This is a genomic window from Pseudomonas sp. NBRC 111130, assembly GCF_001320485.1.
Classification (GTDB): domain Bacteria; phylum Pseudomonadota; class Gammaproteobacteria; order Pseudomonadales; family Pseudomonadaceae; genus Aquipseudomonas; species Aquipseudomonas vlassakiae.
Window position 1 is genome coordinate 19,575 of sequence record NZ_BCBG01000002.1, and the last position, 26,642, is coordinate 46,216.

Genomic DNA, 26,642 nt, shown 5'->3' on the forward strand with positions numbered 1-26,642 from the left:
TGTCCTGAACCGGCCAGTTCATCGCCGCCCGAGACCGATGGGCATTACCCTGCTCGAGCCGTTTATTCGATATCCGTATCGCTCCGTAGTTTTTGCACAGGCACTCGTGCAACACGAGCCCTCTAACGGTGGATCGAATGCTTGCAACGTGGCTGGAAGCATTTCGGAGACCATTATGAGCATATCTGCAGGACTCAAGACTTCGGCCGCAGCCCTCGCTCAAGCGCGGCTCAATACGCTGTTCGCTCAACCGGCACTGCTGGCAGGTGCAATGTTCGCCGCACTGGCATTGACTGTTGCTTCGCCCGGCGATGCCTGGGCCAAGGGCGGGACCGACAAACCGGTCAAGGGCACGACATCACCTTTCACAACGCCCACCCTTCCTGACCCGATCTTTGCCGACCCGCTGGCCATTCATGGCTTCGATATCACCGGCTTCATTCAGGACATGACCGTCGACAGCAGCAACAGCAACTGCCCGAATACCAGCAGCCCGGACCGGTTGGGCGGTACTGTTGTGGTCAACGGCACAACTATTACCGTGCCCTGCAACTCGGTCATCCAGATGCCCGCCAATACACTCACCTGGGCGGACTTCGTACACGGCGGCCCGTTGGGTCTTAAACAACTACCGGCCACTTACCCATCGTTTGAAGTGCATGTTGTCGGCAATACCGTCGCCGGCAAACAAATTGCCGGGCTGATCTTTGTCTCCCAGCAATCGGCCCAGGTCGGCAGTGGTTATATCAGCAGGATTGACCAGACCACCGGGAACATAGAGGTGACGAGTACCAACTCGCCGCAACCGACCATCTTGCAGATCAACGACCCTAACGGGCGTTTCGGTAGGGCCCAGAGCCCCGATCCTCGCTTTTCGGTAGATGACGCCAACCCGACCATTCACTCGGCCACGGGTTACCCGATGTGCGTGCCACGTACCGGTGATGACCCGCTGTGCCCTCAGAAAAACCGGCCGAAAGTGGTCACTCCAACCACAACCAACAACTGCCGCAACTTTGCCCAGGCCGGCGTAGCGTTGCCTGCATCCGGTGAATTGACACCACCGAAGGCTGGCCAGCTGTATTGCAGCCAGTTCGTCATGAAGCGCTTCAGTGACCCGACACGGACCGCAACCGACCCGGACCCGACGCAACAAGTACCCTTTGAAGTCGGCGACTTCATTACCTACTCCGGCACGCTGTTCAAATCGACCACGGCCGGTGTGCCGGACTTCATTTCCGCTCACACCATCGAGGCCAACCTCGGTATCTATACCCAACCGGGCTCTCAGCCCAGCTATCTGGCCATTGGCGAATTCGGCGTCGGCACTGCAGACCCGGCTGCGGTAGCAGTCAACGGTGCAGCCCAGGAAACCCAGGACCGGATCTTCCTCGAAGCCGAGACCACCGACGTCAAGACTCCGGTGGACATCTACCTGATCGATGTCGACCCAGCCACCGGTGTACAGCGCAACCGCTGGATCACGCCGTTTGAAATGACCGGGGAATGCGACCCTGCCGCCGTCCTGGCGCCCACCTGCGCCGGCGCCTCAGGCGGGATCACCACGCAAAACGTAGGCCCACAACCACAACGCGCACGGTTGCGTGCGTCCAAGGCGCCGACCGGCCTGCTCAGCCAGCCAACCCGTACCTTGCGGGTGGTCGCTCGTTCACTGTGTGTCCCCACCAACACCCTTGCGCAACCGGGTGTCGATAGCTGCCTGCAGAACGCCAGCCGGCTGACCGTCGCCAACGGCCTGACTGCCGGGCAGTACGTGGCACCGGTGTTCGAGTTCATCTTCCCGGAGAACGTCAAGCCTGGGGACGAGATCGTGCCCAACGACTTCTGGCACCTGCCGTTCCTGCGTAATGGCGAGGGCAGTACCACCCCAACAGGGGTTGGCGCGCTGGAGCCAACGCCTTGGTGAGCTGAAACGAAGATAACAACGCCAGAAACGAAAAAGCCCCGCAGACGTTAATCTGCGGGGCTTCATCTTGTATGGCGGAGAGATAGGGATTTGAACCCTAGGTACTGTTGCCAGTACAACGGATTTCGAATCCGTCCCGTTCGACCACTCCGGCATCTCTCCAATGCCGCGCATCATACCAGCGTTTTCTTGAAACGCAAATCTTTTTTCCAAAAAAATCGCGTGGTATCAGACGCTTGCGTGAACGTGCGGGTTACAGCGGCACGCCCAGGCGCTTGGCAACTTCTTCGTAGGCCTCGATCACGTCGCCCAGCCCCTGACGGAAGCGGTCCTTGTCCATCTTCTTGCGGGTTTCCTTGTCCCACAGGCGGCAGCCGTCCGGGCTGAACTCGTCGCCCAGGACGATCTGGCCGTGGAACACACCGAATTCCAGCTTGAAGTCGACCAGCAGCAGGCCGGCGTCATCGAACAGCTTGCTCAGCACTTCGTTGACTTTCAGCGACAGCTTCTTCATCTCGACCAGCTGCTCGGCGGTACCCCAGCCGAAAGCGACAACGTGGGATTCGTTGATGAACGGGTCACCCTTCTCGTCGTTCTTCAGGAACAGTTCGAAGGTGGACGGCTCCAGCTTGATGCCCTCCTCCACGCCCAGGCGCTTGACCAGGCTGCCGGCGGCGTAGTTGCGCACCACGCACTCGACCGGGATCATGTCCAGCTTCTTCACCAGGCACTCGTTGTCGCCCAGCAGTTTGTCGAACTGGGTCGGCACGCCGGCTTCTTCGAGCTTCTGCATGATGAAGGCATTGAACTTGTTGTTCACCATGCCCTTGCGGTCAAGCTGCTCGATGCGCTTGCCATCGAACGCCGAAGTGTCGTTACGGAACAGCAGGATCAAGCGGTCGGCGTCGTCGGTCTTGTAAACCGATTTGGCCTTGCCGCGGTAGAGTTCGTCGCGTTTTTCCATGATTGGGCTCCGCTTGCTGAGGTGTTGGGCTAGGCGATTTCGCGCCAGTCGAGCCCGTGTTCCTGATTCGCCACCTGGAGCCAGTCCGGGTCGCACCCAAGGGTGTCGACGAAGCACTGACGGGCCAAGTGTGGCAGGTTGTTCTTGCTGCTGAGGTGGGCCAGCACCAGGTGCTGCAAGGTGTTCCAGCCCAACTCCTGCACCAGGCGCGCGGCCTGGTGATTGTTCAAATGTCCTTGCATGCCACCTACCCGCTGCTTCAGGAAGGCCGGGTAGTGACCGCGCGCGAGCAGCTCGCGGCAGTGGTTGGCTTCGATCAGCAGTGCGTCCAGGCCCCGGTAGCGCTCGAGCAGCAGCGCATCGTACGACCCCAGGTCGGTGAGCATGCCGAAACGCCGGCGGCCGTCGCTGAACACGTACTGCAACGGTTCGTAGGCGTCGTGCTCGACCCGTGCCGGGCTCACTTCCAGCCCACCGATCTGCAGCTGCTGGCCACACGCGAGAAAACCGGCCACCTCAACCGGCTTGCGCATGCCGCGCAATGTGCCTTGGCTGAGGTAGACCGGTACATTGTAGCGCCGAGACAGCAACCCCACCCCATGCACGTGGTCGGCATGTTCATGGGTGACCAGCACAGCGCTCAGTTGTGCCGCCGACACCCCGAGCAGCGCCAGGCGCCGCTCGGTTTCACGCAGGGAAAAGCCGCAATCGACCAGGATGAACGTGTCACCACTGGCGATCAGCGTGCCATTTCCCTGGCTGCCGCTTCCGAGTACCGCGAAGCGCACTTAGCCCAGGTGGTCCTGAATGGCGCTCAGCACGCGGCGGGCGACGTCGGCCGGGGCCACGGTGTTGATGTTCTTCTCGACGGTGACCTGCACGCTTTCGCCCACCTTGCTCAGGCGTACCTGATAACGCTCGGCGCGGGCTTCACGCTCTTCCTTGGTCGGAGCACTGCCGAACACACGGCTGAAGAAGCCAGGCTCGTTCTGCTTGTCGTCAGGCTTTTCCGACAGGTTGATGTAGTACAGGCCCAGGCTGCGGTTGATGTCCTCGACACGCCACTGGCCACCCTGCTCCAGGGCCCGGCCCACGCCAGACCAGGCACGGTCCAGGTCCGAGCCGAGGAACAGCACCGGGTTGCCGCTGCCGTCTTCGCTTAGGGTGACACGGCTAGGCGCGTCGAAGTCACGCGCAGCCAGCAGCGATACCGAACCGCCCTTCTCGGCGCTGCGGCTCATGCTGGCAAGCATTTCGTCGACCAGCAGCGCGTCGGCCCCGGTGTTGGCCGAAGTGGACGGGAACGCAGTGTCGGCGGTGCTGCCGGCCGGGCGCTCGACGCTGACGATGTACACCTCGGAGGTGTTGCGCTGCACGCCGGGCTCGATACGAACACGCACACGCACTTCGCTGTCGCCACTGCTGGCAGTGCTCGACAGACGCTGGCCGAGCGATGCCGACAGTTCGTCGAAACGCTGCCAGGTGGTGCTGAACTCACCGGTCTGCGGGCGCTCGTCAGCGATGCGGAAACCATTGTCCTCGAAGAACTGGTGCGCCACCGGCCATACTTCGGCCGGCGAATGCTGGGCCAGCACCCAGCGGCTGCTGCCGCTGCGTTGCAGGGTGTAGTCGCTGGCTTCGGCGCCAGCGGTGAGTGGCTGCGGGCGCGGCACTTCGAACTCGCCAGTGGCATGATCGTCGGCGACGTTGCGCGGGATCGGCAGCAACGGATCGAGGCGCTTGACGTTGCCGGCGTCTGGCGGCAACTGCATCGGCGCGGTCGGGTGCGCCTGCAGGTAATCGCTGCCGCGGTCGCGGAAATAGCCATCCTCGCCCCACAGCCAGCCACACCCACTGGTGCTGGAAATAATCAGGGCGAGTGCGGAAAGACCAGCCAGTCGCTTCATGCGGTGTACTTCCTCTTAAACCAGTACGCCGGACTGGCGCAAGGCAGTACGGACTTTTTCGTGGCAACCTTCGCTCAGCCAGGTCAGCGGCAGGCGAATGCCCTTGTGCATCAGGCCCATTTCCACCAGCGCCCACTTGACAGGGATCGGGTTGGCTTCGCAGAACAGGTCTTTGTGCAGCGGCATGAGTTTTTCGTTGATAGCGCGGGCCTTCTCGGCATTGCCCTCAAGGGCGGCCTCGCACAGGTCGGCCATGCCGCGCGGGGCGACGTTGGCGGTGACGGAAATGTTGCCCTTGCCGCCCATCAGGATCAGCTCGACGGCAGTCGGGTCATCGCCGGACAGGACGATGAAATCCTTGTCGACACCCTCGAGAATGGCCTTGGCACGGGCCAGGTCGCCGGTGGCTTCCTTGATGCCGATGATGTTCTTGACCTTCGACAGGCGGATCACGGTCTCGGCCTGCATGTCGCAGGAGGTGCGACCGGGCACGTTGTAGAGGATCTGCGGAATGTCGACGGCTTCGGCAATGTGCTTGAAGTGCTGGTACAGGCCTTCCTGGGTCGGCTTGTTGTAGTACGGCACGACCAGCAGGCAGGCGTCGGCGCCGGCATTCTTGGCGTTCTGGGTCAGGTGCACGGCTTCTGTGGTGGAGTTCGCACCGGTGCCGGCGATCACCGGGATCGGCTTGTTGCTGCGCTTGACGCGCTCGACCACGTGCTTGATGACCAGGATGTGCTCTTCGACATCGAGCGTGGCCGACTCACCGGTGGTGCCGACTGCGACGATCGCGTGGGTGCCGTTTTCCAGGTGGAAGTCTACAAGTTTGTCGAGGCTGACCCAGTCCAGACGCCCTTGTGCATCCATGGGTGTGACCAACGCCACCATACTGCCCGCAATCATGTAACTGCTCCTGCCGGAAAAAGAGAGCGGTAATGGTACTGGGGGCATCGGCCTTGCACAAGCGAAGCAGGCGGGCGGAGCATTCCCCTCGGCGCCTTATTTCGCTACCCTTGATCCTTTGATCGGTGCAGCGCGGCCCGCCGGGCCGCCGACCCTGCTCCCCGGCCAGCGTCCACGTCCTCGCATGCGAGCCCCGGGCCCTGCCGACAGGAGGCTTTCGCCCGTCCTGCACCGACCGCTCATCGCTTTAGGAATGCTGCATGTCCACCCCCACCGTCCGCGAACAATTCCTTGTCATCAGCGCCTTGGGCCCCAACCCAATGGAGCTGGCCAACGTCCTCAGCCGCGCCGCCTTCGAAAACCGCTGCGCGGTGGTCACATCGCGCCTGAGCCGCCACGGCGAGACCAGCGCCCTGGTGCTGCAGGTAGGCGGCAGCTGGGATGCCCTGGCACGCCTCGAAGCCATGCTCCCGGGCCTGGGCAAGAAACACGGCCTGACCCTCGACGTGGTGCGCAGCGCCGACCAGGAAGTGCGCCCGCAGGCCCTGCCCTATGTGGCCTACGTCAGCGCCGCCTATCGCCCGGACATCATCAACGAGCTGTGCCAGTTCTTCCTCGACCACCGCGTCGAGCTCGAAGCCATGACCTGCGATACCTACCTGGCGCCGCAGACTGGCAGCAGCATGCTCAACGCCCAGTTCACCGTGATCCTGCCGGCTGGCACGCAGATCAGCTGGCTGCGCGACCAGTTCCTGGACTTCGCCGATGCCCTGAACCTCGATGCGCTGATCGAGCCATGGCGTCCACAGAACCCCATGTAAGGAAACCGACCATGGCAGTAGCTCTCGACCAACCCGTCGCCGACTTCCAGGCCCAGGCCACCAGCGGCCAGACCGTCAGCCTTGCCGAGCTCAAGGGCCAGCAGGTCGTGGTGTACTTCTATCCAAAGGACAGCACCCCGGGCTGCACCACCGAAGGCCAGGGTTTCCGCGACCAGCATGATGCCTTTGCCGCCGCCAACACCGTGGTGTTCGGCGTGTCACGCGATGGCATCAAGTCGCATGAAAACTTCAAGGCCAAGCAAGGCTTCCCGTTCGAGCTGATCAGCGACAAGGACGAGGCCCTGTGCCAACTGTTCGACGTGATCAAGCTGAAGAAGCTGTATGGCAAAGAATACCTGGGCGTCGATCGCAGCACGTTCCTGATCGACAAGGATGGCGTACTGCGTCAGCAATGGCGTGGCGTGAAAGTACCGGGGCATGTGGATGCCGTGCTGGCAGCGGCCCAGGCCTTGAATAAAGCCTGAGTTTGACTGGGGCTGCTTTGCAGCCCTTCGCGGGCACGCCCGCTCCCACAAGGACTTGCACGATTCCTGTGGCAGCAACTGTCTTGCCCACATGTTGAAAGCTGGCGCCATTCCTGTGGGAGCGGGCGTGCCCGCGAAGGGCCGCAAAGCGGCCCCAGTTACATTCACAACATCGGCGAGACGCTCGGCTCCTGCCGAGGCCAGGCATCCAGCACAGCCTTGATCAAGGTCGCCAGCGGGATCGCAAAGAAGATCCCCCAGAAGCCCCACAGCCCCCCAAACAGCAGCACCGCGCAGATGATCGCCACCGGGTGCAGGCTCACCGCCTCGGAGAACAGCAGCGGCACCAGCACGTTGCCATCCAGCGCCTGGATGATCGCGTACACCGTCATCAGGAAAATGAACTGGTCGCCCCAGCCCCACTGGAACAGCGCGATCAACGTCACCGGCACGGTCACGACCACCGCGCCCACGTAGGGCACCACCACCGACAACCCCACCAGCAGCGCCAGCAACGCGGCGTAATTGAGCCCCAGGCTGATGAAGGCTATGTAGGTGGCGATCCCGCAGATCAGGATTTCGATGCCCTTGCCGCGAATGTAATTGGCGATCTGCCGGTTCATCTCGCTACCCACGCGGTTCAGCAGGGTGCGCTGACGCGGCAGGTAACCACTGACCCAGCGCCCGATCAGCTCGCGGTCCTTGAGGAAGAAGAACACCAGGATCGGCACCAGCACCAGGTAGATCATCGCGTTGACCAATAGCGGCAGGCTCGACAGCGAGAAGGTCAGCGCCCATTGCCCGAACTTGCCGATTTCGCCGCGCACCGACTCGATCGCATGCAACACCTGCTCGTCCGACACCAGGTGCGGATAACGCTCCGGCAGCAGGAGCAGCAGCGACTGCCATTTGCCGAGCATCCCCGGCAATTCGTTGAACAGCGTAATCAGCTGATGCCAGAGCAGCGGCACCAGCACCAGCATGAACACCGCCAGCGCCCCCATGAACAGGGCGAACACCAGCATCACCGCAAACCGGGTCGGCATCCGCATGCGCTCCAGGGCATTGACCAGGCCCTGCATCAGGAACGCCAGGACCATACCGGCCAGCACGGGCGCCAGCATGCCGCCGAGGGTGAGCACTGCGGTGAAGGCGAGGAACAGCAGGACCGCCAGCACCACCGCTTCCTCATCGGAGAAGTAGCGCTCTATCCAGTCGCGAAGCACTTTGAACATTGACGATCCTTCGGTTGGCTCAGGCCTTGCGGAGCCAGTAGGTATAGGTACCGGCCTCGGCCGTTTCTTGCAGCAGGGTATGACCGGCAAGCTTGGCGAAAGTGCGGAAGTCGCGCTGCGAACCTGCATCGGTGGCGACGACTTTGAGGATCGCACCGCTGGCCAGGCGATTGAGTTCCATCTTCGCCTTGAGCAGCGGCAACGGGCAGTTCAGCCCGCTGGCGTCGAGTTCGGCGTCGCAGGTCAGGGGGTCACTCATCGGGTGCGTCTCCAGGGCGAGGCAGAAAGTCTTGGGGAAAGCTCGGTAGCATACCGCCACTGGTCGGCTCCGCGCGACCCGGCTACAGTAAGGCTTTTCATCGACGCGAGCTTCTGCATGAATCTACTGCGCCCTACCCTGCTGGCGCTGGCCTGCCTCATGGCCCTTCCAGGCCACGCCGACGACCTGCCGTCACTGGGCGACGCCAGTTCCGCCATCGTTTCACCCAAGCAGGAGCACGACCTTGGCCGCGCCTGGCTGAGCCTGCTGCGCGGCCAGGTCAACCAACTCAACGACCCACAGCTCAAGGACTACGTCGAAACCACCGTCTACCGCCTGGCCGAAACCAGCCAGCTGCAGGACCGACGCCTGGAATTCATCCTCATCGACAGCCGCGAACTCAATGCCTTTGCCGCGCCGGGCGGCATCGTCGGTGTCAACGGCGGCTTGTTCCTCAATGCCCAGACCGAAGGCGAATATGCCTCGGTGCTGGCGCACGAACTCGCGCACTTGTCGCAACGCCACTTCGCCCGCGGCGTCGAGGCCCAGCAGCGCATGCAACTGCCGATGATGGCGGCCCTGCTGGCTGGCATCGTGCTGGCGGCGGGCGGCGCCGGTGATGCCGGCATCGGCATGATCGCCGGTACCCAGGCGGCGGCTCTCCAGGAACAACGGCGCTTCTCGCGGCAGAACGAACAGGAAGCCGACCGCGTGGGCATCCAGAACCTGGAAAGGGCCGGCTACGACCCGCGCAACATGCCGACCATGTTCGAGCGCCTGGCGCGCCAGTACCGCTACGATGCCAAGCCGCCAGAATTCCTGTTGACTCACCCGGTAACCGAATCGCGTATCGCCGACACCCGCAACCGCGCCGAGCAGGCGCCCAAAGGCGGCGTCGAGGACAGCCAACGCTACCAGCTGATCCGCGCCCGGGTGGCACTCACTTACGAGGGCACCTCAGGTCTGGCAGCCAAGCGCTTCCGCGCCCAGCTCGACGAAGATCCAAAACTCGATGCCGCCCGCTATGGCCTGGCCCTGGCGCAGATCAAGGGTGGCCAGCTCAACGAAGCGCGAGAAAACCTCAAGCCATTGCTGGCCAAAGCGCCCAACGACATTACCTACAACCTGGCGCAGATCGACCTGGATATCACCAACAACCGCCTGGCCGACGCACAGCAACGTGCCGAGCGCATGCAGGGGCTATACCCGGCCAACTACCCGCTGAAACAGGTACGTGCCGACCTGCTGGTGAAGCAGAACAAGCCCGCCGAGGCCGAGAAGGTGCTGGAAGACCTGCTCAAGAGCCGACCGGATGACCCGGACGTCTGGTACGACATGGCGGAAGTGCGCGGGTTGTCGGGCAATACCATCGGGCTGCATCGGGCGCGCGCCGAATACTTCACGCTGGTGGGGGATTTCGACCAGGCGGTACAGCAGCTGGACTACGCCAAGCGGCGGGCGGGCGGCAACTTCCCGCTGGCTTCGCAGATCGACCAGCGCCAGCGCGAAATCATGGAGCAGAAGCGCATGGTTCAGGAAATGATGGGCCGCTGAGATCCTGGGGCCGCTTTGCGCCCCATTCGCGACACAAGGCCGCTCCTGCATGGGTACGCGATCGCCTGTAGGAGCGGCCTTGTGTCGCGAATGGGCCGCAAAGCGGCCCCAGCAATCTCAAGCGTTACCGGAGAGCTTCAGGCGAGCCGCCTGGGTAAAGTCGAGCATGCGGTTCAGCGGCTTGATGGCCTTCGGTACCAGCGCCGGGTCAACGAAGATCTCGTTGCTCCCGTGCCGCAGGCAATCCAGCACCCGCTCCAGGGTATTCATCGCCATCCACGGGCAATGCGCGCAGCTGCGGCAGGCCGCGCCGTTGCCGGCCGTCGGCGCTTCGACGAATTCCTTGTCAGGGCACAGCTGCTGCATCTTGTAGAAGATGCCGCGGTCAGTGGCGACGATGAAGGTCTTGTTCGGCAGGGTTTGCGCTGCCTTGATCAGCTGGCTGGTCGAGCCTACCGCGTCGGCCAGCTCGATGACCGCTTCCGGCGACTCCGGGTGTACCAGGATGGCGGCATCCGGGTACAGCGCCTTCATGTCGGCCAGCTGGCGCGACTTGAACTCTTCGTGAACGATGCAGGCACCGTCCCACAGCAGCATGTCGGCACCGGTCTGCTTCTGGATGTAACGGCCAAGGTGCTGGTCCGGGCCCCAGATAATGGTCTCACCGTTATCCATCAGGCTTTCGACGATCTCCAGCGCGCAGCTGGAGGTCACCACCCAGTCCGCCCGTGCCTTCACCGCAGCAGAGGTATTCGCATAAACCACCACGGTACGCTCGGGGTGCTGGTCGCAGAAGGCCGAGAACTCTTCGACCGGGCAGCCCAGGTCGAGCGAACAGGTGGCCTCCAGGGTCGGCATCAACACGCGTTTTTCCGGGGTGAGGATCTTGGCGGTTTCGCCCATGAAGCGCACACCCGCGACGATCACCGTCTCGGCAGGGTGGTTCTTGCCGAAGCGGGCCATTTCCAGCGAGTCGGACACGCAACCGCCCGTCTCTTCAGCCAGCGCCTGGATGACCGGGTCGCAGTAATAGTGGGCTACCAGCACGGCGTTCTGGGCTTTCAGCTCGGCAGCGATGGCCGCACGGTATTCGGCCTCCTGCCCGGCGGTCAGCGGGTTGGGCTGCTTGGCGTCAAGGTGGGCCTGAACCAACAGGCGTTCGGAAATCTGGGTCATGATCGCTGGACCTGCAGGCGCGCGTGCGCGTCAAATCGAGTGTATCACCCGGCCCTGGCAGATCGGCTAGGGGTGCCGGACGGCAGGCGTGCCGCCACGGCCCTCTGCGGGCGCGGATTATTATCGGACGCCGAAGGCTACAGACAATCTGGGGAATTCAAAAGCGGTTTTTGTAATGCCTGTGCTGGCCTCTTCGCGGCTAAAGCCGCTCCCACAGACCTGTGCTGACCTCAGGCGCGAGTTGATCCCTGTGGGAGCGGCTTTAGCCGCGAAGAGGCCAGCACAGGCAGAACATCAGCCCTGCGGTTGCATGGCGGCAAAATGCGCCGCCAGCAACATGGCGAACGCTTCGACGGTCATCTTCTTGCCGTTGAAATCGACCATGCCATCGGCATAGTGCAGGCTCGACACCACATCGTTGCCCTGCACGGTGGCCAGGCCGCTCTGCAGCGCCATCATGCCGACCATCTCCCCGGCCTGGCCGGACTGCATGGCAATCGCCTGGGCATCGGTCTGCCCTTCCAGCAGCGCCTGCAAGGTCGCCAGGTCGCCGATCATCGGCTTGGACAAGGTCAGCTTGCTCTTCACTTCGGTGATCAGTTGCTTGCTCAGCTGGTCTGGCGGCAGGTCGAACGAAGCCGGGTTGGAAAAGTCCATCGACAGTTCGAAGCGGCTCTCGCCATTGGCAGTGCGCAACGCCAGGTTCTCGATCGCCAGCTTGGGCTTGGAGGCCAGCAACTGTTGCAGATCTCCGTGGAACCGGGCTTTTTCCGCCTCATCCATCTGGATTTCCGGCACCGGTTGACCGGCAGCCTGGGCCGCTTCGAACTCCGGCAGGTGGGCCTGGTACCACTTCGACAATGACTGCAAGGCCGGCGCATTGAGCGACTTGATGCTCACGCCCATCTGCACATTGCCGACCGCACGGCCATCCCAGGTGATATCAGCCACCCGATAATCCACGCGACCCGCCACGGTGTCGGGGCCATCCAGGGTCTGCTGGACAGTCTGCTGGAGCCCCTTGAGCACCAGTTCCTGCTGCTTGTCACCCAAGGTCGCCCTGGCCTGCGCCAACAGCATGTCGACCTCGCCGACGTATACGGCGTCGTGCTTGCTGGCCGTAAGGTTGCCGCCAACCTTCAGGCCCGAAAGTTCGAGGGTGGTTGGCGGCTGGTCGTCGCCGACCAGCTTCATCTCGAAGCGATCCGCGCTGCCGTGGAACTTCGACGCCTTGCCTTCCTGATCACCGCTGACCTCCAGGGTCATGCCGGAGAAGTCCAGGCTGCTGCCATTGGCCTCGGTGTGCTTGAGCGGTGCCACGGTGATGGTGCTGTCGACGTTGCCAGCAAAGCCCAGGCTGGTATGCGCGCGGATCGGCGATTGCTCGCCTGCCGCAGCGAACCACGGGGCAGTCAGTTCATCCTTCTGCAAGCTGCTGTTGCTGGCGGCCAGCACGGGCATCAGTTGCAGCGCCTTGACCCGCGACCATGGGAACGGGCCGTGTTCGATCTGGTCGGTCATGCCCAGGTCGAAGCTGAGCACTTCGCCATGGCCGAGGTTGATGTCCTTGGCCTTGAGCCGATACTGCGCCGTGCTGCTGAACAGATGCTGATCGAGGGATACCAGCTCAACCGTCATGCTGCCGCCATGATTGACCAGGGCTTTTTTGAGCTGTTCGTTGCTGCGGCTGACAGCATTTTCCAGCTCCCCCGGCAGTTGCTTGCCGGTGTACCAGGCGCCAGCGGTGGTCACGACGGCGATGGCGATGGCCAGGCCGCAAAGAATGCCTACTGATTTCTTCATGAATAGAACCGATCGATGTCCATATGGGCAGATTCGCAGCCAATCGGCTGCGAGGGGTGCAAAAGGATATCATTGCCGCGCCAGACGAGTGACGGCCTCAAGGCAGAAAGGATGAATTTGCGAAGCGTCCGACAATCGTTCATTTTTACGAACATCGCGCTCGCTCGAAACCGCAAAAAAACGCGCAAAAATCGAACATTCAGGGTGTTCACCTAATAAATATTTCAATTTCGCAACATCTTGTCATGTTTAACTTGACGCCTCCCTACCAATCGTTTTTTATTTTCACCACCTCGCTCAGCGCCCGATCCACGAAGAAGAAAAAGTCGCGCCGTCATGATGCTCGGATGCCCCTGCCCGCACGCTTCAACCTCCTCGCCAAGGCACTGCAAGCCTGACGTCGGCGCCTAGCCCGCGCCTATCTCTGCTCCAAACAAAAAGGTGAACAACATGGAGCCACACCAGCATGCAGCATGACCACAACGCCACCGGCAACGGCCAATTCCGTAAATCCCTGCGCCTCTGGCACGTGGTCATCATCGGTCTGGCGTACCTCACGCCGATGACCGTGTTCGACACGTTCGGCATCGTGTCCGGCGTTACCAACGGCCACGTTCCCAGTGCCTATCTGCTGGCCCTGGCCGGCGTTCTGTTCACCGCTGTGAGCTACGGCACACTGGTACGCCGGTTCCCGCAGTCCGGCTCCGCCTATACCTACACCCAACGCGCCATCAACCCGCACGTTGGCTTCCTGGTCGGCTGGTCTTCGCTGCTGGACTACCTCTTGCTGCCCATGGTCAACGCCCTGCTGGCCAAGCTCTACCTTTCGGCGATGTTCCCTGAAGTGCCGGCGTGGATGTGGGTGGCCGGCTTCGTCACCCTGATCAGCCTGATCAACATGCGCAGTATCAATCTGGTCGCGCACTTCAACCTGTTGTTCGTGGTGGTGCAGCTGATGATCATGTCGGTGTTCATCTACCTGTGCATTCGCGGCCTGGGTCAGGGCGAGGGGCTGGGGAGCACCTGGAGCCTGATCCCGTTCGCCGACTCGCAGACGCAACTCAGCGCCCTGGCTGCCGGTGCAACCATCCTGTGCTTCTCGTTCCTGGGCTTCGACGCAGTGACCTGCCTGTCCGAAGAAACCAAGGAGCCAGGCAAGATCATCCCGCGGGCGATCTTCCTCACCGCCCTGATCGGTGGCGTGGTGTTCATCGCCGTGTCGTACTTCATGCAGGCCTACTTCCCGACCAACGCACGCTTCCACGACCCGGAAGCAGCATTGCCGGAAATCGCCTTGTATGTCGGTGGCAAGCTGTTCCAGTCGGTTTTCATCGCCTGCACGGTGATCAACACCATCGCCTCGGGCCTGGCTTCGCAGACCAGCGTATCGCGCCTGCTGTATGTGATGGGCCGTGACAATGTGATCCCGAGCGGTGTGTTCGCCCGCCTGCACCCGCGCTACAAGACGCCAATCGTGAACATCGCCGTGGTCGGCGTGATCGCCCTCTCGGCAATCTTCTTCGACCTGGTCACCGCCACCTCGATCATCAACTTCGGCGCCCTGGTCGCGTTCAGCTTCGTCAACTTGTCGGTGATCAGCCACTGCTACCTGCGCGAGGGCAATCGCCAGGGGCTGGCCAACAAGATGAAGTACCTGGTGCTGCCAACCATCGGCTTCTGCATCATCGCCAAGCTCTGGCTCGACCTCAACGAGAACTCGTTGATCTTCGGCGGCCTCTGGGCACTGGCCGGGCTGCTGCACCTGGCCTGGCTGACCAAGGCCTTCCGGGTCTCGCCACCGAACTACGTCGCTGATTGACTCCAGCCACCGACAACGCCCGCGCCTGAACGCGGGCGTTGTTGTTGCCCGATAAGGAAAGTCCTCATGCTGCTGCGTCGCCTGTCCATCCAGTGGAAAATCACCCTGCTCGCCGGCCTCTGCCTGCTGGTCATCGTCGCCTTGCTGGTCGCCAGCTCACTGGCCCAGTCGCGGCGCAGCGCAGCGCTGGTCAACCAGGCCAACACGGAAATGCTCGAACACAGTGCGCGCCTGCGCCTGCAGGCCCACGCCGAAACCCAGGCGCTGCGCATTCAGCGCTACTTCATGGACGCCTACCAGTACGGCAACGGCTTCGCCCGCCTGGTACAGGTGCTCAAGGCCAAGGGCGGCACCGACCTGCGCGCCGAATTGACCCGCCAGGCCCATGCCAGCCTGGCCGGCAACCCGGACGTGATCGGCCTGTACCTGGTGTTCCAGCCCAATGCGCTCGACCATCTGGATAATCAGTTCATCGGCCAGGAGACCAGCGGCAGCAACGAAAGCGGACGCTTCTCATTGTATTGGTCGCAACCTCGCCCAGGCACCCTGGACCTTGAGGCGATGCCCGAATCGATGCTGAACGACAATAGCCCTGGCACCAATGGCCTGGCCAGGAACCGCTGGCTGACCTGCCCGCAGGAAACCACCCGGGCCTGCGTGCTCGAACCCTACCTCGACGAGGTCAACGGCCACCAGGTGCTGATGACCAGCATCGCCCTGCCCCTGCTGGAAAACGGCAAGGTGGTGGGCGTGGTCGGTCTGGACATCGGCCTGGATAACCTCCAGCAACTGAGCCTGGATGGCCGCCAGGAGCTGTTCGATGGCCAGGGCCAGGTCAGCATTGTCAGCGCTGCCGGCCTGCTCGCCGGGCATAGCCGTGACGCCAGCAAGCTGGGCCAGCCGCTGGACAAAGAAGTGGACCAGGGCCTGCTGCGCGTCACCCGGCCGTTCGCGCCGATCCCCGACGCCACCCCGTGGCAGGTGCAACTGGAGCTGCCTGAGGCAGTGCTGCAAGCGCCGGCCCTGGCCCTCAACCTGCGCCTGGACGCTCATAACCAGAGCGCCAACCTGACCAGCCTGCTGATCGGCCTGGGCGCCGCCATCATCGGCCTGCTGCTGGTCTGGCTGACGGCGCGGGGCGTGACCCGGCCGATCCTCGCCGTGGCCGACCGGCTGAAAGACATCGCCAGTGGTGAAGGCGACCTGACCCGTCGCCTGGACTACGCCCGTCAGGACGAACTGGGCCAGCTGACAGGCTGGTTCAACCGCTTCCTCGACAAGCTCCAGCCGGTGATCGCCCAGGTCAAAGGCTCGCTGCTCGAAGCCCGCGGCACCGCCGACCAATCCGCCGCTATTGCCAGCCAGACCAGCAATGGCATGCAGCAACAGCAGCGGGAAATCGAACAGGTCGCCACCGCCGCCAACGAAATGAGCGCCACCGCCCAGGATGTCGCCCACAACGCGGCCCAGGCCGCCCAGGCTGCACGCGGCGCCGATCAGGCCAGCCGTGAAGGCTTGCAGTTGATCGCCAGCACCCGCCAGACCATCGACCAACTGGCCACCGGCATGGACGCCGCCATGGGCGAGGCCCGAGCGCTGGAGCAGCGCAGCGAGCAGATCGGCTCGGTGCTTGAGGTGATCCGCGCAATTGCCGAGCAGACCAACCTGCTGGCGCTCAATGCCGCCATCGAAGCCGCTCGCGCAGGCGAGGCCGGGCGTGGCTTTGCCGTGGTCGCCGATGAAGTGCGCAGCCTGGCCCAGCGCACCCAGGTGTCGGTGGAAGAGATCCGCCAAGTGATCGAAGGGCTACAGCAAGGCACCCAGGACGTGGTTGGCGCCATGCATGAAGGCCAGCGCCAGGCTCAGGCCAGCGCCACGCGCATGGAGCAGGCGCTGCCCGCACTGGAGCGCATCGGCGAGGCCGTGGCGGTGATCAGCGACATGAACCTGCAGATTGCCTCGGCGGCCGAGGAGCAGAGCGCGGTGGCCGAGGAAGTGAACCGCAATGTGGCCGGGATTCGCGACGTGACCGAATCGCTCTCGGGCCAGGCGGATGAATCGGCACGCATCAGCCAGGCGCTCAATCGACTGGCGAATCAACAGCAGGCATTGATGGAACAGTTTCGCGTCTAGCCTGTAAGGGCCTCTGCCAGCTCCCACAGGAATATCGCCCAGCGAGCTGCGCTGTATCTGTGGGAGCGGGTTCATCCGCGAAGGGGCCAGCACAGCCAACATAGAAACATCGCTATTTACCGAGCACACCCCATGCAAACCGCAACCCGTTCTTCCTTCTTCGATATCACCAGCGAACAGGGCCTGTTACGCACCTCGATCGCCGTTACCTTGTTCATCGCCACCATCGGTATCGGCTTCGGCCTGGCCTCCGGCTCTTTCTCGATCGTCTTCGACGGCGTCTATTCGCTGGTCGACGCCAGCATGAGCGGCCTGTCGCTGGTGGTGGTCAAACTGATCACCTCGCACGCCACCAGCCTGCAACTCTCGCGCAAGCTGCGCGAGCGCTTCACCATGGGCTTCTGGCACCTGGAGCCGATGGTCCTGGCACTCAATGGGATCCTGCTCAGCGGCGTCGCCATCTACGCGCTGATCAACGCAGTCAGCAGCCTGCTGCAAGGCGGCCGCCACCTGGAGTTCGGCATCGCCATGGTCTATGCGCTGCTGACCGTGGTCGCCTGCGCGACCATCGCCGTGGTGGAACATCGCGCCAACCGCAAGCTCAAGTCAGACTTCGTGCGCATGGACGTCAAAGGCTGGGTGATGTCGGCCAGCATCACCGCCGCCCTGTTGATTGCCTTCTGCTTTGGTTACGCCGTGCAGGGCACGCAATGGGAGTGGGTATCGCCGTACATCGACCCGGCGGTACTGGCACTGGTCTGCCTGGTGATCATTCCGCTGCCGCTGTCGGTGGTGCGTCAGGCGCTGTCAGAGATTTTTTTGGTGACACCGGGCGACCTCAAGCTGCATGTCGACACCATCGCCCGACAGTTCGTCGCCAGGCACGGCTTGAAGTCCTACAAGGCCTACGTGGCCAAGGTCGGGCGCTCACGCGAGATCGAACTCTATTTCATCGTGCCGGCGGACATGCCGCCGCGCTCGATCGCCGAGTGGGATGCCTTGCGCGACGAAGTCGGCGAGGCAGTCGGCGGCGAAGGCCCGGATCGCTGGATCACCGTGGTGTTCACCGGTGACCCGGCCTGGGCGGAGTAACCCCCGCGTCAATACTCGCGGCCGTCCAGCTGGCCGAGGTCAGCAGCTAGTTGCAGGCGCGCGGTGTACCAGTCGACCACCGACGCGACCCGCCGTTGCTGCGCGTTGGCCAGATCGTTCTGGGCATTGAGCAGCTCGATGATGCTGCCGACACCGGCCTTGTACCGCCCCAGCGCCACCCGGTGCGACTGACGGGCACTGGCGACCAGCCGGCGGCTGATGACCAGCGCCTGGGTGCGCGCCTCCAGGGATTGGCGGCTGCGCCAGACACTCAGGGCGATGGCCCGCTGCGCACCGTACAGGTCCTGCTCCCGCGCCGCCGCTTCCGCCTCGGCCGCCCGCGCCCGGCGGCGGGCCAGAAAGCCATCGAAGATCGGCACGCTGACCTGCACGCCCACGGTCCAGGTTTCGATCTGCTGCCGCGAGGCCACCTGTTCGACCGGCGTATCCTCATGCCGGTAGTCGCTGTACAGCGAGATGGTCGGCCGCCCCTGGGCCCGCTCCGCCTCGGCCTTGGCCAGGCTGGAGGCCCATTGGGCGCGAGCGCTGTCCACTGACGGGTGGGTCTGCCGGGCCTGCTCCATCAACGCATCGACACTTTGCATGAAGCGCGCTTCCTGGCCTTGCGGCTCGTCCAGTGCTTCCAGGCGCAGCGGCGCGGAAGGCGACAGGTTCAAAGCGCTGGCCAGCGCACCGTGGGCAATGGCCAGGTCACCTTCGGCCAACACCCGCTCCAACTGCGCCTGCTCGAAGGTGGTCTGTGCCTGCAAGCGATCAGCGCGCTCCCCTGCCCCGGCCTGGTGCTTGGCGGTGGTCACCCGCAAGCTGTCGGCCGCCAGCGCCTCGATGCTGCGCCGGGCTTCGAGCAAGGCACTGCTGGCCTGCACCTGGTAGAACGCCTTGCTGGTGCCCAGTACCACCTGCTGGATCTTTTCCACCCGACTGCTGCTGGCCGCATTGAGCAACTGGCGGGCGCTTTCCACCCTGGCGTCGCGCAGGCCGAAGTCGTACAGCACCCAGTTGAGGCTCAGCCCATAGCCGCTGGTCCGGGCGTCGAGGCTGGAGTTGGCTTCGGGAAAACCGTCATAGCGCGTTTTGCGGTTGGCCCGGCCACTGTTCGCCTGCCCCTGCAAGGTCGGCCAGTAGGCCGAGCGTTCGGCCTCCATGCTGGCCTGGCTGCTCAATTCCGTACGCCAGGCGGCCTGCAGCTCGGGGTCGGCGCACAAGGCCATGGCCACGGCGCGGGACAAGGACAGCGGCTGGTCGGCAGGCCATGGCCCGGGGCAGGCTTGCAGGGGCTGCGCGGCCTGGCCCTGAAGGCCGCACAGACAAAGCAGCATGGCCAGCATTGCGCGGCGCTTCATGATGCGCTCGTCAGCCGCCCGTCGAGCAGCGCCACCACCCGCTGGGCCGAGCGGATGGTATCCGGCCGATGGGCGACGATCACGCGGGTTATGTGCAGCGCTTCCAGCGCCTGGTTGACTGCCGCCTCGCGCTGGATGTCCAGGTGGCTGGTGGCTTCGTCGAGGAACAGCAGCTTCGGGCGGCGGTACAGCGCGCGGGCCAACAGGATACGCTGCTTCTGCCCGCCGGAGAGCACTGCGCCCATGTCGCCGACCAGCGTGTTGTAGGCCATCGGCATGCGCGCGATGTCGTCATGCACGGCAGCCAGGCGTGCACACTGTTCGATCCAGGCCGGGTCGGCGTCGGTGGCGAAAAAGCTGATGTTGTCGGCGATCGAGCCGGCGAACAGCACGTCGTCCTGCAGCACAGTGGCGCTGATCCGGCGCAGCCGGCCTATCGAGCGGGCGTCAATGGGCTCGCCATCGAGCAGTACCTGCCCTTCCACCGGTACGAGGATGCCCAGCATCACGTTCAACAGCGTACTTTTGCCGCAACCTGAAGGGCCGACGATGGCCAGCGACTCACCCGGTTCGATGACCAGCGAAACGCCGTCCAGTACCCACGGCTCGTAGGCGTTATAGCGGAACCTCAGCTGACGCACTTCCAGGCGCGGCACCGGCGCTGCGTCTGCCTCCGGCAATGGCGGTGACTGCGGTTCGGCGGCCTCCAGCACAATGTCCGACAGGCGCTCACCATGCAGGCGCAGCATCACCACGTCGACCAGCTTGTCGATCAGCCCGGACACGCGGCTGTTGAACTGGTCCTTGTAGGCACTGAAAGCGATCAGCATGCCGGCGCTGAGCGCACCGTCCATCACCTGCCGGGCGCCCAGCCAGATCACCAGCAGGGTCACCAGGCCGAACAGCAAACCGTTGAAGGCGCGGTACAGCAGTTGCAGCTTCTGCGGCCGCAAACCGGCATTGATCTCGTCGATCAGTAGGCCACTCCAGGTCGTCGCGCGCTGCTCCTGATGAGCGAACAGCTTCAGCGTGCGCACGCCGCGCATGGTTTCGAGAAAATGGCTCTGCTGCCTGGCTGCATGCACCAGTTCATCTTCGCTGGCCCGTCGCAGCGGCCCGAACCAGGCCCAGCGCGCCAACCCGTAGAGCAGCATGGCAAACACCGCAATGAACGCCAACGGCGGGCTGTAGAGAAACATCAGGGCCAGCGTGACCACGGTCATCAGGCCATCGAGCAGGGCTTCGATGAACGAGGTGGTGAGGGTGCGCTGGATCGCCTTGAGCGAACTGAAGCGAGAAATGATATCGCCCAGATGGCGCCGCTCGAAGAACGCCACCGGCAGGCGTACCAGGTGGTTGAAGACATTGATCTGCCACTGGCTGCCAAGCAGCGTACCCAGGTACATCAAGGCCCACGAACGCCCCAGCGACAGCACCTGCTGGGCCAGCAGCATCAGGCCGAAGCCGATGGCCAGCACCGCCAGCAGGTCGCGATCGGCGCTGACCAGCACTTTGTCGATCACCGTCTGCATGAAGAACGGCGCCAGCACCGTGCACAGCTCCAACGCCAGGCCCAGCGCCAATATCTGGGCGAATACGCCGCCAAATCCCTCGACGTTGCCCAGCAAGCGCCGCAGGGACAGCCGCGTCTTCACCACGCCTGGCTGGAAATCGCTGTGAGGCCATAGCTCCAGGGCGACGCCAGTGAAGGCCCTGGAGACCTCTTCGAGGCCAAGCTTGCACACTCCGCGCGCCGGGTCATGGATGACCACGCCCCGCGGGCCGACCTCCTTGAGCACCACGAAGTGTTTGAACTCCCAGTGCAGTATGCACGGCAGACGCAATTGCGGCAGTGCCTCCAGCTCCAGACGCAACGGTCGCGCGGCCAGGCCCAAGTGTCCGGCCATGGCCATCAGTTGCTTGAGCGTGGCCCCTTTCATGGAAGGCGCGAGCTTCTGGCGCAGGCCCTGCATGTCATGCACCTGGCCGTGATAGGCGGCAACCATCGCCAGGCAGGCCTGGCCACATTCGGCAGCCTCGACCTGCAGCATCACAGGCAGCTTGCGGCCGATGCCAAAGCTAAGGGAATGGTAAAGGCTCACAAGCGTTTTCCTATGCCGCGCAGGGGCTCGAGCAACCATTCGTAGAGCGGCAACTCCTCCAGCATGATGTCCGCGTCCAGCTGCATGCCGGAGCGCAGGGGTTCTTCACCGCCGCGGGCGAACAGACTTTGCCGCTCCAGCGTGACCTTGACCCGATACAGCGGCCCTTGTTCGCGCAACTCCTCGGAGGGCACGCCAACGCTCATGACCTCGTCAGCCGGCATGGCGCTGCGGGAAACCGAGGCGACGGTACCGCGGGCCAGGCCAAAATGCTGGTAGGGGAAGGCCTGGTAGCGCAGCAGCACCGTATTCCCTGGCCTCACGAAGCCGGCCGAGCGGCTGGGCACATGGAGCTCCGCATAAAGGCGGCTGTCCTGCGGTACCAGGCTAAGCAGCGGGCGGCCGGTATCGGCGCGTGCCCCGTTGACCACGCCTAGCGCCGCCACCTCCCCGGCCACCGGGGCGGTGATCATCACTTGGCGCTTGACCTCGCTTTCCAGCAGGCTGCTCTGGCTCTCCAGCAGCCGGCGCTGCAGCTCCGCCATCTGCTTGGTCTGCTGGTAAGGCAATTCGGCAAGTTCGGCGCGCAACGCGGCGCTTTCGTTGCGCAGGGCCAGCAGCGAGCGGTTCAGTTCTTCGGCGCGCAGGCGCATTTCCAGCACGGCATCCTGGCGGGCCTGGAGCAGGTCACGGGAAACGAAGTCCTGACGTTGCAGCTCGGCGTAGCGTTCGGCGATCCCTTGGGCCAGCGCCAGGCGCTGGCGAGTCAGGGCAATCTGCGCGGAGACTTTTTCCTGTTCACCTTCCAGCATGCCGAGGCGACGGGTCTTGCCCTCATGTTCTTGCTGGTGAAGCACGCGGGTTTCGGCAATTTCGTCGGCCAGGCTGTTGTTGCGCCTGGCAAGCAGGCGGCTGATGGCATCCTGGTTGGCAGCTGCCTCACCGTTGCGGGTGTCACTGGCCAGGGTCAACAGGACCTGTCCCGCCTTGACGTGCTCGCCATCGCTGATCTGAAGGTCCTGCACCACTCCAATCTGCGGGGCGAAGACCTTGATCACCCCGGCCTCGGGCACCAGCACGCCGCTCACGGCTTCACGCCGCGTGTAGCTGGCAAAGGTGATAAACAGGCCTACGGCAATGCAGAACAGCAGCGCACAGCCGCTGGCGATGCGCAAGGAGGGTGGCGATACCAATATCACGCTGCCCAGGTCGTTGCGTGCCCCTGATTGCAGTGCTTCCTTACGAAATAGCATTCCCTGGCCTACTACTGGCAGTTGCGAAATCGCCCGCAGCAAGTCCGGCATCGGGCCAGGCCAGACTAATCAAGCCAGTCACAACGGGCACTAGTACAGATGCACTAGTGCGCGACGCAGCGAGAACGGCATCACATTGTGGCACTAGGACACTAGGTCACCCGTGCTATTGCTTCAAGCGGCAGCCCCTTCACATGATTTGCCAGGTCCGGTAGACGCTTTGCCGGTGACGGAACAATACAACTTGAAGAGGACTCATCCGTGAATACCGAACTTGAAAACCTGCGCACACTCGACGATGACGAACTGGAACAGGTCAGTGGTGGCATTTCAGCTTTTGGCTACCACGCCGGTGCCAGCGTCGTTAACTATGGCCAAGGCTCGATCTTGCATGTGAGCTGGGGCAGCAACGGCGGCAAGTACAACTTCTTCGAACTGAAGCTGTGCTGATTGGCCAGGCCCGCAGCCTTTGAGGGTGTGGGCCTTTGCCGTTCTACAAGGCCCAGAACGACAAAGCCCGCGACCATTGCTGGTTGCGGGCTTTGTGTTACTGCATAGGGTGGGTCGTATAGGATTCGAACCAACGCCGTGCACATCCTGAAGGGTTATGGGGACCGGCTTGTCATTGATAACACCGCAAGCCTGACACCACAGCCATCGGGCCAAGGTCCGACGAGCCAGCCGCCGCTTCGGCAAACCGTGCCTCATCCTTGCTGATTACCTCCAGATGATGACGTGCTCCGGTCAGGAGAATCGAGCCAATGAGATCAGCGTCATCTGCCGTTCGCTGAGCCAGGCCACATGGCCGGGGGCAAGGTTCGCATCAACTGCACGCCGACGAATTCAACGAGCTGATCGGGGACGAGTTCATCCCGATGCTGAACAAAGCGGCGGGGCGGGCATTCCGCTGTCCGCCATGGCCGCGTTCACCGGCCTGGTCGATGGCCTGGCTCGCCGTGATCTGCGGCGGTTCGGCGTGGGACGAGAGTCGAGCTACCTCTACCGCAAGGCCCGCGGAACGATCATCCCGCTGGCCATCTTTCCCTGGACGTTCTACCTGGCCCTCCCAATCAGCATCAGCGCGATGCTGGTTCTGCTCCCCTGCGCGGCTTATCCGTGAGCATTACCGCCGCGAGCTTCAAGAAGGATTTGTAAACATGATGCGTTCGGTGGCAACGGAGGTGTTTGAGCCATTTGACGACACCTGCAAAAACGAGTCCTTCTGAATAATGACGACCGGTGATTATCAACGACGCCTCCTGAAACAGTCGTTTTAAAATTCAAGTACTCTTACCCTTACAAAATGATGGCATTTACCCACTACGCCGCGTTAGGATCCACTCATTCCAGGGGCGCCCGCACACATGCCCCTGCGGCCCTACATACGCCACTGCCCGGTAACCAAGGAAGGATTACTCCCCACACGACCAGATCGTCGATGTCGGCTTTCCAGCCAAAGCGGTAACTAGCTTATTCATCTGTTTCGAAGTACGTATCGCCTGCCTCGCGCCTCGAGGCGGGTATTCCTAGTGCGCGCAGTACGAGTAAACGGAGACTTGAAAGCATGGATAACTTCCTGGGCGAAATCCGCCTGTTCAGTTGGACTGTCATTCCCAGGTACTGGCTGCCTTGCGATGGCCGATTGTTGCCGATCCAGACCTACGCAGCACTGTACTCGCTGCTGGGCGTACAGTACGGCGGCGACGGTAGGAACACCTTCGGCCTGCCCGACCTGCGCGGGCGGGTCGCCGTGGGCATCAATAATAATCCTGCGGCCGGCACTGTTCGCCCGATGGCCCAGATAGGTGGAGCAGAGGAGGTCATGGTGCCGGCCTCTGCACTCTTCGCCCACAGCCACACCGTTCAGGTGAGCAATAACAGCATGGGCAATAGCGGGCCGCAGGGCCGCTATCCGGGAACCAACGCCAACGCAAATTCCACCCCAGTGCAACCGACCTACGTCACCGCTGATAAAACCAAGCTGGTGGCCCTTAACTCCAATACCGTCGGCACTACGGCACAGACGCCGGTGCCCAACATGCAGCCCTCTCTCTGCCTGAGCTACTGCATCGCGACTCAGGGTGCCTACCCGATGCGCCAGTACTAAACGATCACAACCTTCAAAGGGGCAAGCCATGACTGACTACTTCATCGGGGAAATCCGGATGTTCGCGGGCGACTTCCCTCCTGTCGACTGGGTTCCGTGTGACGGCAGGCTGCTGCAGATCAACGACTATCAGGCATTCTATTCGCTGGTCGGCACTACCTATGGCGGCGACGGCCGGCATACCTTCGGCGTTCCCGACCTGCGTGGCCGGGTCGCCGTTGGCACCGGCACGGGCATTGATGAGACGAAAAAAAGCCTGACACCTCGAACGATCGGACAAATTCCGGGCACCGAGCAAGTCGCCTTGACTACTTCCAATACTCCCGCCCATAGCCACGCGTTCTACGTCACCAATTCGCCTGCCGATAGCGCGGCGCCAGCCGACAACACGCAAAAGAATATCCGTACATTCGGTGCTTTCACCAAGGACGGCCAGGTCAGGGGCCTGTACAGCACCAGCACCACTGCGCCCGTGACGTTGAACCCGGGCGCGCTGGTAACGGCAGGCGGCAAAGGCTTGCCCCACGACAATATGATGGCGTCACGCGCCATCAACTACATCATCGCTGTCGCTGGGCTCTACCCGAGCCAAGGCTGACGCCGCGCACTTGCCCGCACACTTCCAGGAAAATCGTTCATGGACGCATTCACCGGCGAAATCAGGCTCTTCCCCTACGCTTTCATTCCCAGCGGCTGGCTGCTGTGTGACGGATCGTCGCAAGCGGTCCAGTCATTCCCTGCGCTGTACTCGGTGATCGGCAACAAGTACGGCGGCGACACTACCAAGTTCAACCTGCCCGACCTCAACGGCCGGGTAGCCATGGGCATGGGCGCAAACCCGAGCCTGACCTCGCGCCCGCTCAACAGTGGCGTAGGTGCCGACGCAGTAACGCTGACCTATGACAACTTCGCCCCGCATACCCATACCCTCAATGCCCAACCTGGCACTGATTTCGCCTCGGGCGTGGACATACCGACCAACCAGACCTACCTTGCGCAGCCGCGTAACACATTGTTGTACAGCGCAACCGCGGGCAACGCAGAGTTCACCCTGGCCGCCGAGACTATCGGCCAGAGCGGCAGCAACACTGGCGGCGGTCAGCGCTCGCTCATGCAGCCCTACCTGACCTTGGCCTATTGCATATGCCAAGACGGCATTTACCCGCAAAGACAATGAGTGGCGAGCTGCTGACCGAGTACCTCCAGCGCCATGCCTGCCTCGGTCTCGACCTGCGCCAGCAGGCCGAGACCGACGGCGGCCTGCTGCGAGCCCTGTTCGTTGCCCGGCGTGCGGCCGAGTTTGCCGCCGCACCGTGGAGCGATGCGCAGCGCGAGGCATTCCTGCATGCCCAGGCCGACCTGCAAGGCCGCCACTATGCCCAGCACTACCCGATGGCCCACTTCCTGATCATCGAACAGGCTGGCCAGGCGATTGGCCGGCTCTGCCTGAATGAAAGCGAAACTGACATGCGGGTGGTCGACATCGCACTGCTACCTGCCTGGCAGGGCCTGGGCATCGGCAGCGCCGTGCTCGACGCAGTACTGACACTGTGTGACGGCCTCTGCAAAGCGTGCACGCTCAGTGTTGACCTGACCAACCCGGCCCAGGCGCTTTACCTGCGCCTGGGCTTCGAGGTCTGTGCCGACCAGGGCCTGTACCTTCAGATGCGTCGACAACCCTCAACCGCACACCCTTGAGCGACCCACGCGACGGAACACGTACATGGACAGTTAGCCC

The 26,642-nt window shown here is 63.0% G+C and carries 22 protein-coding genes, 1 tRNA gene and 4 pseudogenes; 15 read left to right on the forward strand and 12 right to left on the reverse strand.

The window, feature by feature from the left end; all coding sequences use genetic code 11:
• Positions 1–175 precede the first annotated feature (175 nt).
• The gene (locus APH33_RS01015) at positions 176–1,927 is read left to right on the forward strand and encodes a hypothetical protein (RefSeq protein WP_054883372.1); all 1,752 of its coding nucleotides are present in this window, start codon (positions 176–178) and stop codon (positions 1,925–1,927) included.
• Between the two features lie 72 nt (positions 1,928–1,999).
• On the opposite strand, the gene APH33_RS01020 is transcribed toward APH33_RS01015, so the two are convergent.
• From APH33_RS01020 to dapA, 5 genes are all read right to left on the reverse strand, one after another.
• A tRNA-Ser gene (locus APH33_RS01020) sits at positions 2,000–2,089 on the reverse strand.
• Positions 2,090–2,180: 91 nt separating this feature from the next.
• Positions 2,181–2,891: a phosphoribosylaminoimidazolesuccinocarboxamide synthase gene (purC, locus tag APH33_RS01025; RefSeq protein ID WP_011535129.1), complete on the reverse strand. Its 711-nt coding sequence runs from the start codon at positions 2,889–2,891 to the stop codon at positions 2,181–2,183.
• 29 nt (positions 2,892–2,920) lie between these two features.
• Entirely contained in the window at positions 2,921–3,679 is a 759-nt protein-coding gene (locus APH33_RS01030) for an MBL fold metallo-hydrolase (protein ID WP_054883373.1), read from the reverse strand.
• A complete protein-coding gene (gene bamC / locus APH33_RS01035; RefSeq protein ID WP_054883374.1) occupies positions 3,680–4,798 on the reverse strand; it encodes an outer membrane protein assembly factor BamC in 1,119 nt (372 codons plus the stop codon).
• Positions 4,799–4,813: 15 nt separating this feature from the next.
• Positions 4,814–5,701, reverse strand: coding sequence for a 4-hydroxy-tetrahydrodipicolinate synthase (dapA, locus tag APH33_RS01040; protein ID WP_054883375.1), 888 nt, complete (start codon positions 5,699–5,701; stop codon positions 4,814–4,816).
• A gap of 260 nt (positions 5,702–5,961) precedes the next feature.
• Here dapA and APH33_RS01045 point away from each other — a divergent pair, with 260 nt between their 5' ends.
• Both APH33_RS01045 and APH33_RS01050 read left to right on the forward strand, forming a co-directional pair.
• Positions 5,962–6,522 carry a glycine cleavage system protein R gene (locus APH33_RS01045; RefSeq protein WP_013973793.1) on the forward strand — a complete coding sequence of 187 codons (561 nt, stop codon included), beginning with the start codon at positions 5,962–5,964 and terminating at the stop codon, positions 6,520–6,522.
• Between the two features lie 11 nt (positions 6,523–6,533).
• Positions 6,534–7,007: a peroxiredoxin gene (locus APH33_RS01050; protein ID WP_054883376.1), complete on the forward strand. Its 474-nt coding sequence runs from the start codon at positions 6,534–6,536 to the stop codon at positions 7,005–7,007.
• A 164-nt stretch (positions 7,008–7,171) separates the two neighbouring features.
• On the opposite strand, the gene APH33_RS01055 is transcribed toward APH33_RS01050, so the two are convergent.
• Both APH33_RS01055 and APH33_RS01060 read right to left on the reverse strand, forming a co-directional pair.
• Entirely contained in the window at positions 7,172–8,242 is a 1,071-nt protein-coding gene (locus APH33_RS01055; protein WP_054883377.1) for an AI-2E family transporter, read from the reverse strand.
• Positions 8,243–8,261: 19 nt separating this feature from the next.
• On the reverse strand, positions 8,262–8,501 hold the full coding sequence (locus APH33_RS01060) for a sulfurtransferase TusA family protein (protein WP_054883378.1): 240 nt from the start codon (positions 8,499–8,501) through the stop codon (positions 8,262–8,264).
• A 117-nt stretch (positions 8,502–8,618) separates the two neighbouring features.
• On the opposite strand from APH33_RS01060, the gene APH33_RS01065 reads away from it, so the two are divergent.
• Entirely contained in the window at positions 8,619–10,055 is a 1,437-nt protein-coding gene (locus APH33_RS01065) for a M48 family metalloprotease (RefSeq protein ID WP_054883379.1), read from the forward strand.
• A 117-nt stretch (positions 10,056–10,172) separates the two neighbouring features.
• On the opposite strand, the gene nadA is transcribed toward APH33_RS01065, so the two are convergent.
• Entirely contained in the window at positions 10,173–11,231 is a 1,059-nt protein-coding gene (gene nadA / locus APH33_RS01070; protein ID WP_054883380.1) for a quinolinate synthase NadA, read from the reverse strand.
• Positions 11,232–11,525: 294 nt separating this feature from the next.
• Positions 11,526–13,034 carry a YdgA family protein gene (locus APH33_RS01075; RefSeq protein ID WP_054883381.1) on the reverse strand — a complete coding sequence of 503 codons (1,509 nt, stop codon included), beginning with the start codon at positions 13,032–13,034 and terminating at the stop codon, positions 11,526–11,528.
• 466 nt (positions 13,035–13,500) lie between these two features.
• Between APH33_RS01075 and APH33_RS01080 the strand changes: the two genes are divergently transcribed.
• From APH33_RS01080 to APH33_RS01090, 4 genes and pseudogenes are all read left to right on the forward strand, one after another.
• Positions 13,501–14,853 (forward strand): APC family permease, encoded by a 1,353-nt coding sequence (locus APH33_RS01080; protein WP_054883382.1) that lies wholly within the window; start codon positions 13,501–13,503, stop codon positions 14,851–14,853.
• A gap of 285 nt (positions 14,854–15,138) precedes the next feature.
• Positions 15,139–16,128: pseudogene (locus tag APH33_RS27855) on the forward strand (HAMP domain-containing protein); the annotation flags it as partial.
• A 321-nt stretch (positions 16,129–16,449) separates the two neighbouring features.
• Positions 16,450–16,986 (forward strand): annotated as a pseudogene (locus APH33_RS27860) (methyl-accepting chemotaxis protein); the annotation flags it as partial.
• 132 nt (positions 16,987–17,118) lie between these two features.
• Positions 17,119–18,078 carry a cation diffusion facilitator family transporter gene (locus APH33_RS01090; protein ID WP_054883384.1) on the forward strand — a complete coding sequence of 320 codons (960 nt, stop codon included), beginning with the start codon at positions 17,119–17,121 and terminating at the stop codon, positions 18,076–18,078.
• 8 nt (positions 18,079–18,086) lie between these two features.
• On the opposite strand, the gene APH33_RS01095 is transcribed toward APH33_RS01090, so the two are convergent.
• Genes APH33_RS01095 through APH33_RS01105 form a run of 3 tightly spaced genes read right to left on the reverse strand, consistent with a single transcriptional unit; the run spans position 18,087 to position 22,797 of the window.
• Positions 18,087–19,442 carry a TolC family protein gene (locus APH33_RS01095; RefSeq protein ID WP_054883385.1) on the reverse strand — a complete coding sequence of 452 codons (1,356 nt, stop codon included), beginning with the start codon at positions 19,440–19,442 and terminating at the stop codon, positions 18,087–18,089.
• Entirely contained in the window at positions 19,439–21,493 is a 2,055-nt protein-coding gene (locus APH33_RS01100) for a peptidase domain-containing ABC transporter (RefSeq protein ID WP_371263230.1), read from the reverse strand. The genes APH33_RS01095 and APH33_RS01100 overlap by 4 nt, the downstream gene beginning before the upstream one ends.
• Positions 21,494–21,540: 47 nt before the next feature.
• A complete protein-coding gene (locus APH33_RS01105; RefSeq protein WP_054883436.1) occupies positions 21,541–22,797 on the reverse strand; it encodes an HlyD family secretion protein in 1,257 nt (418 codons plus the stop codon).
• Between the two features lie 261 nt (positions 22,798–23,058).
• Here APH33_RS01105 and APH33_RS01110 point away from each other — a divergent pair, with 261 nt between their 5' ends.
• The 7 genes and pseudogenes from APH33_RS01110 (at position 23,059) to APH33_RS01135 (ending at position 26,602) form a co-directional block, all read left to right on the forward strand.
• A complete protein-coding gene (locus APH33_RS01110) occupies positions 23,059–23,247 on the forward strand; it encodes a bacteriocin (RefSeq protein ID WP_054883387.1) in 189 nt (62 codons plus the stop codon).
• A gap of 153 nt (positions 23,248–23,400) precedes the next feature.
• Positions 23,401–23,584 (forward strand): annotated as a pseudogene (locus APH33_RS27865) (DnaB-like helicase C-terminal domain-containing protein); the annotation flags it as partial.
• Between the two features lie 114 nt (positions 23,585–23,698).
• Positions 23,699–23,952: pseudogene (locus tag APH33_RS27515) on the forward strand (DUF4400 domain-containing protein); the annotation flags it as partial.
• A gap of 409 nt (positions 23,953–24,361) precedes the next feature.
• Positions 24,362–24,904, forward strand: coding sequence for a phage tail protein (locus APH33_RS01120; RefSeq protein ID WP_054883388.1), 543 nt, complete (start codon positions 24,362–24,364; stop codon positions 24,902–24,904).
• A gap of 28 nt (positions 24,905–24,932) precedes the next feature.
• Positions 24,933–25,502 carry a phage tail protein gene (locus APH33_RS01125; protein WP_054883389.1) on the forward strand — a complete coding sequence of 190 codons (570 nt, stop codon included), beginning with the start codon at positions 24,933–24,935 and terminating at the stop codon, positions 25,500–25,502.
• Positions 25,503–25,541: 39 nt separating this feature from the next.
• Positions 25,542–26,081: a phage tail protein gene (locus tag APH33_RS01130; RefSeq protein WP_054883390.1), complete on the forward strand. Its 540-nt coding sequence runs from the start codon at positions 25,542–25,544 to the stop codon at positions 26,079–26,081.
• Positions 26,078–26,602 carry a GNAT family N-acetyltransferase gene (locus tag APH33_RS01135; protein ID WP_054883391.1) on the forward strand — a complete coding sequence of 175 codons (525 nt, stop codon included), beginning with the start codon at positions 26,078–26,080 and terminating at the stop codon, positions 26,600–26,602. Before APH33_RS01130 ends, APH33_RS01135 begins: the two co-directional genes overlap by 4 nt.
• Positions 26,603–26,642 lie beyond the last annotated feature (40 nt).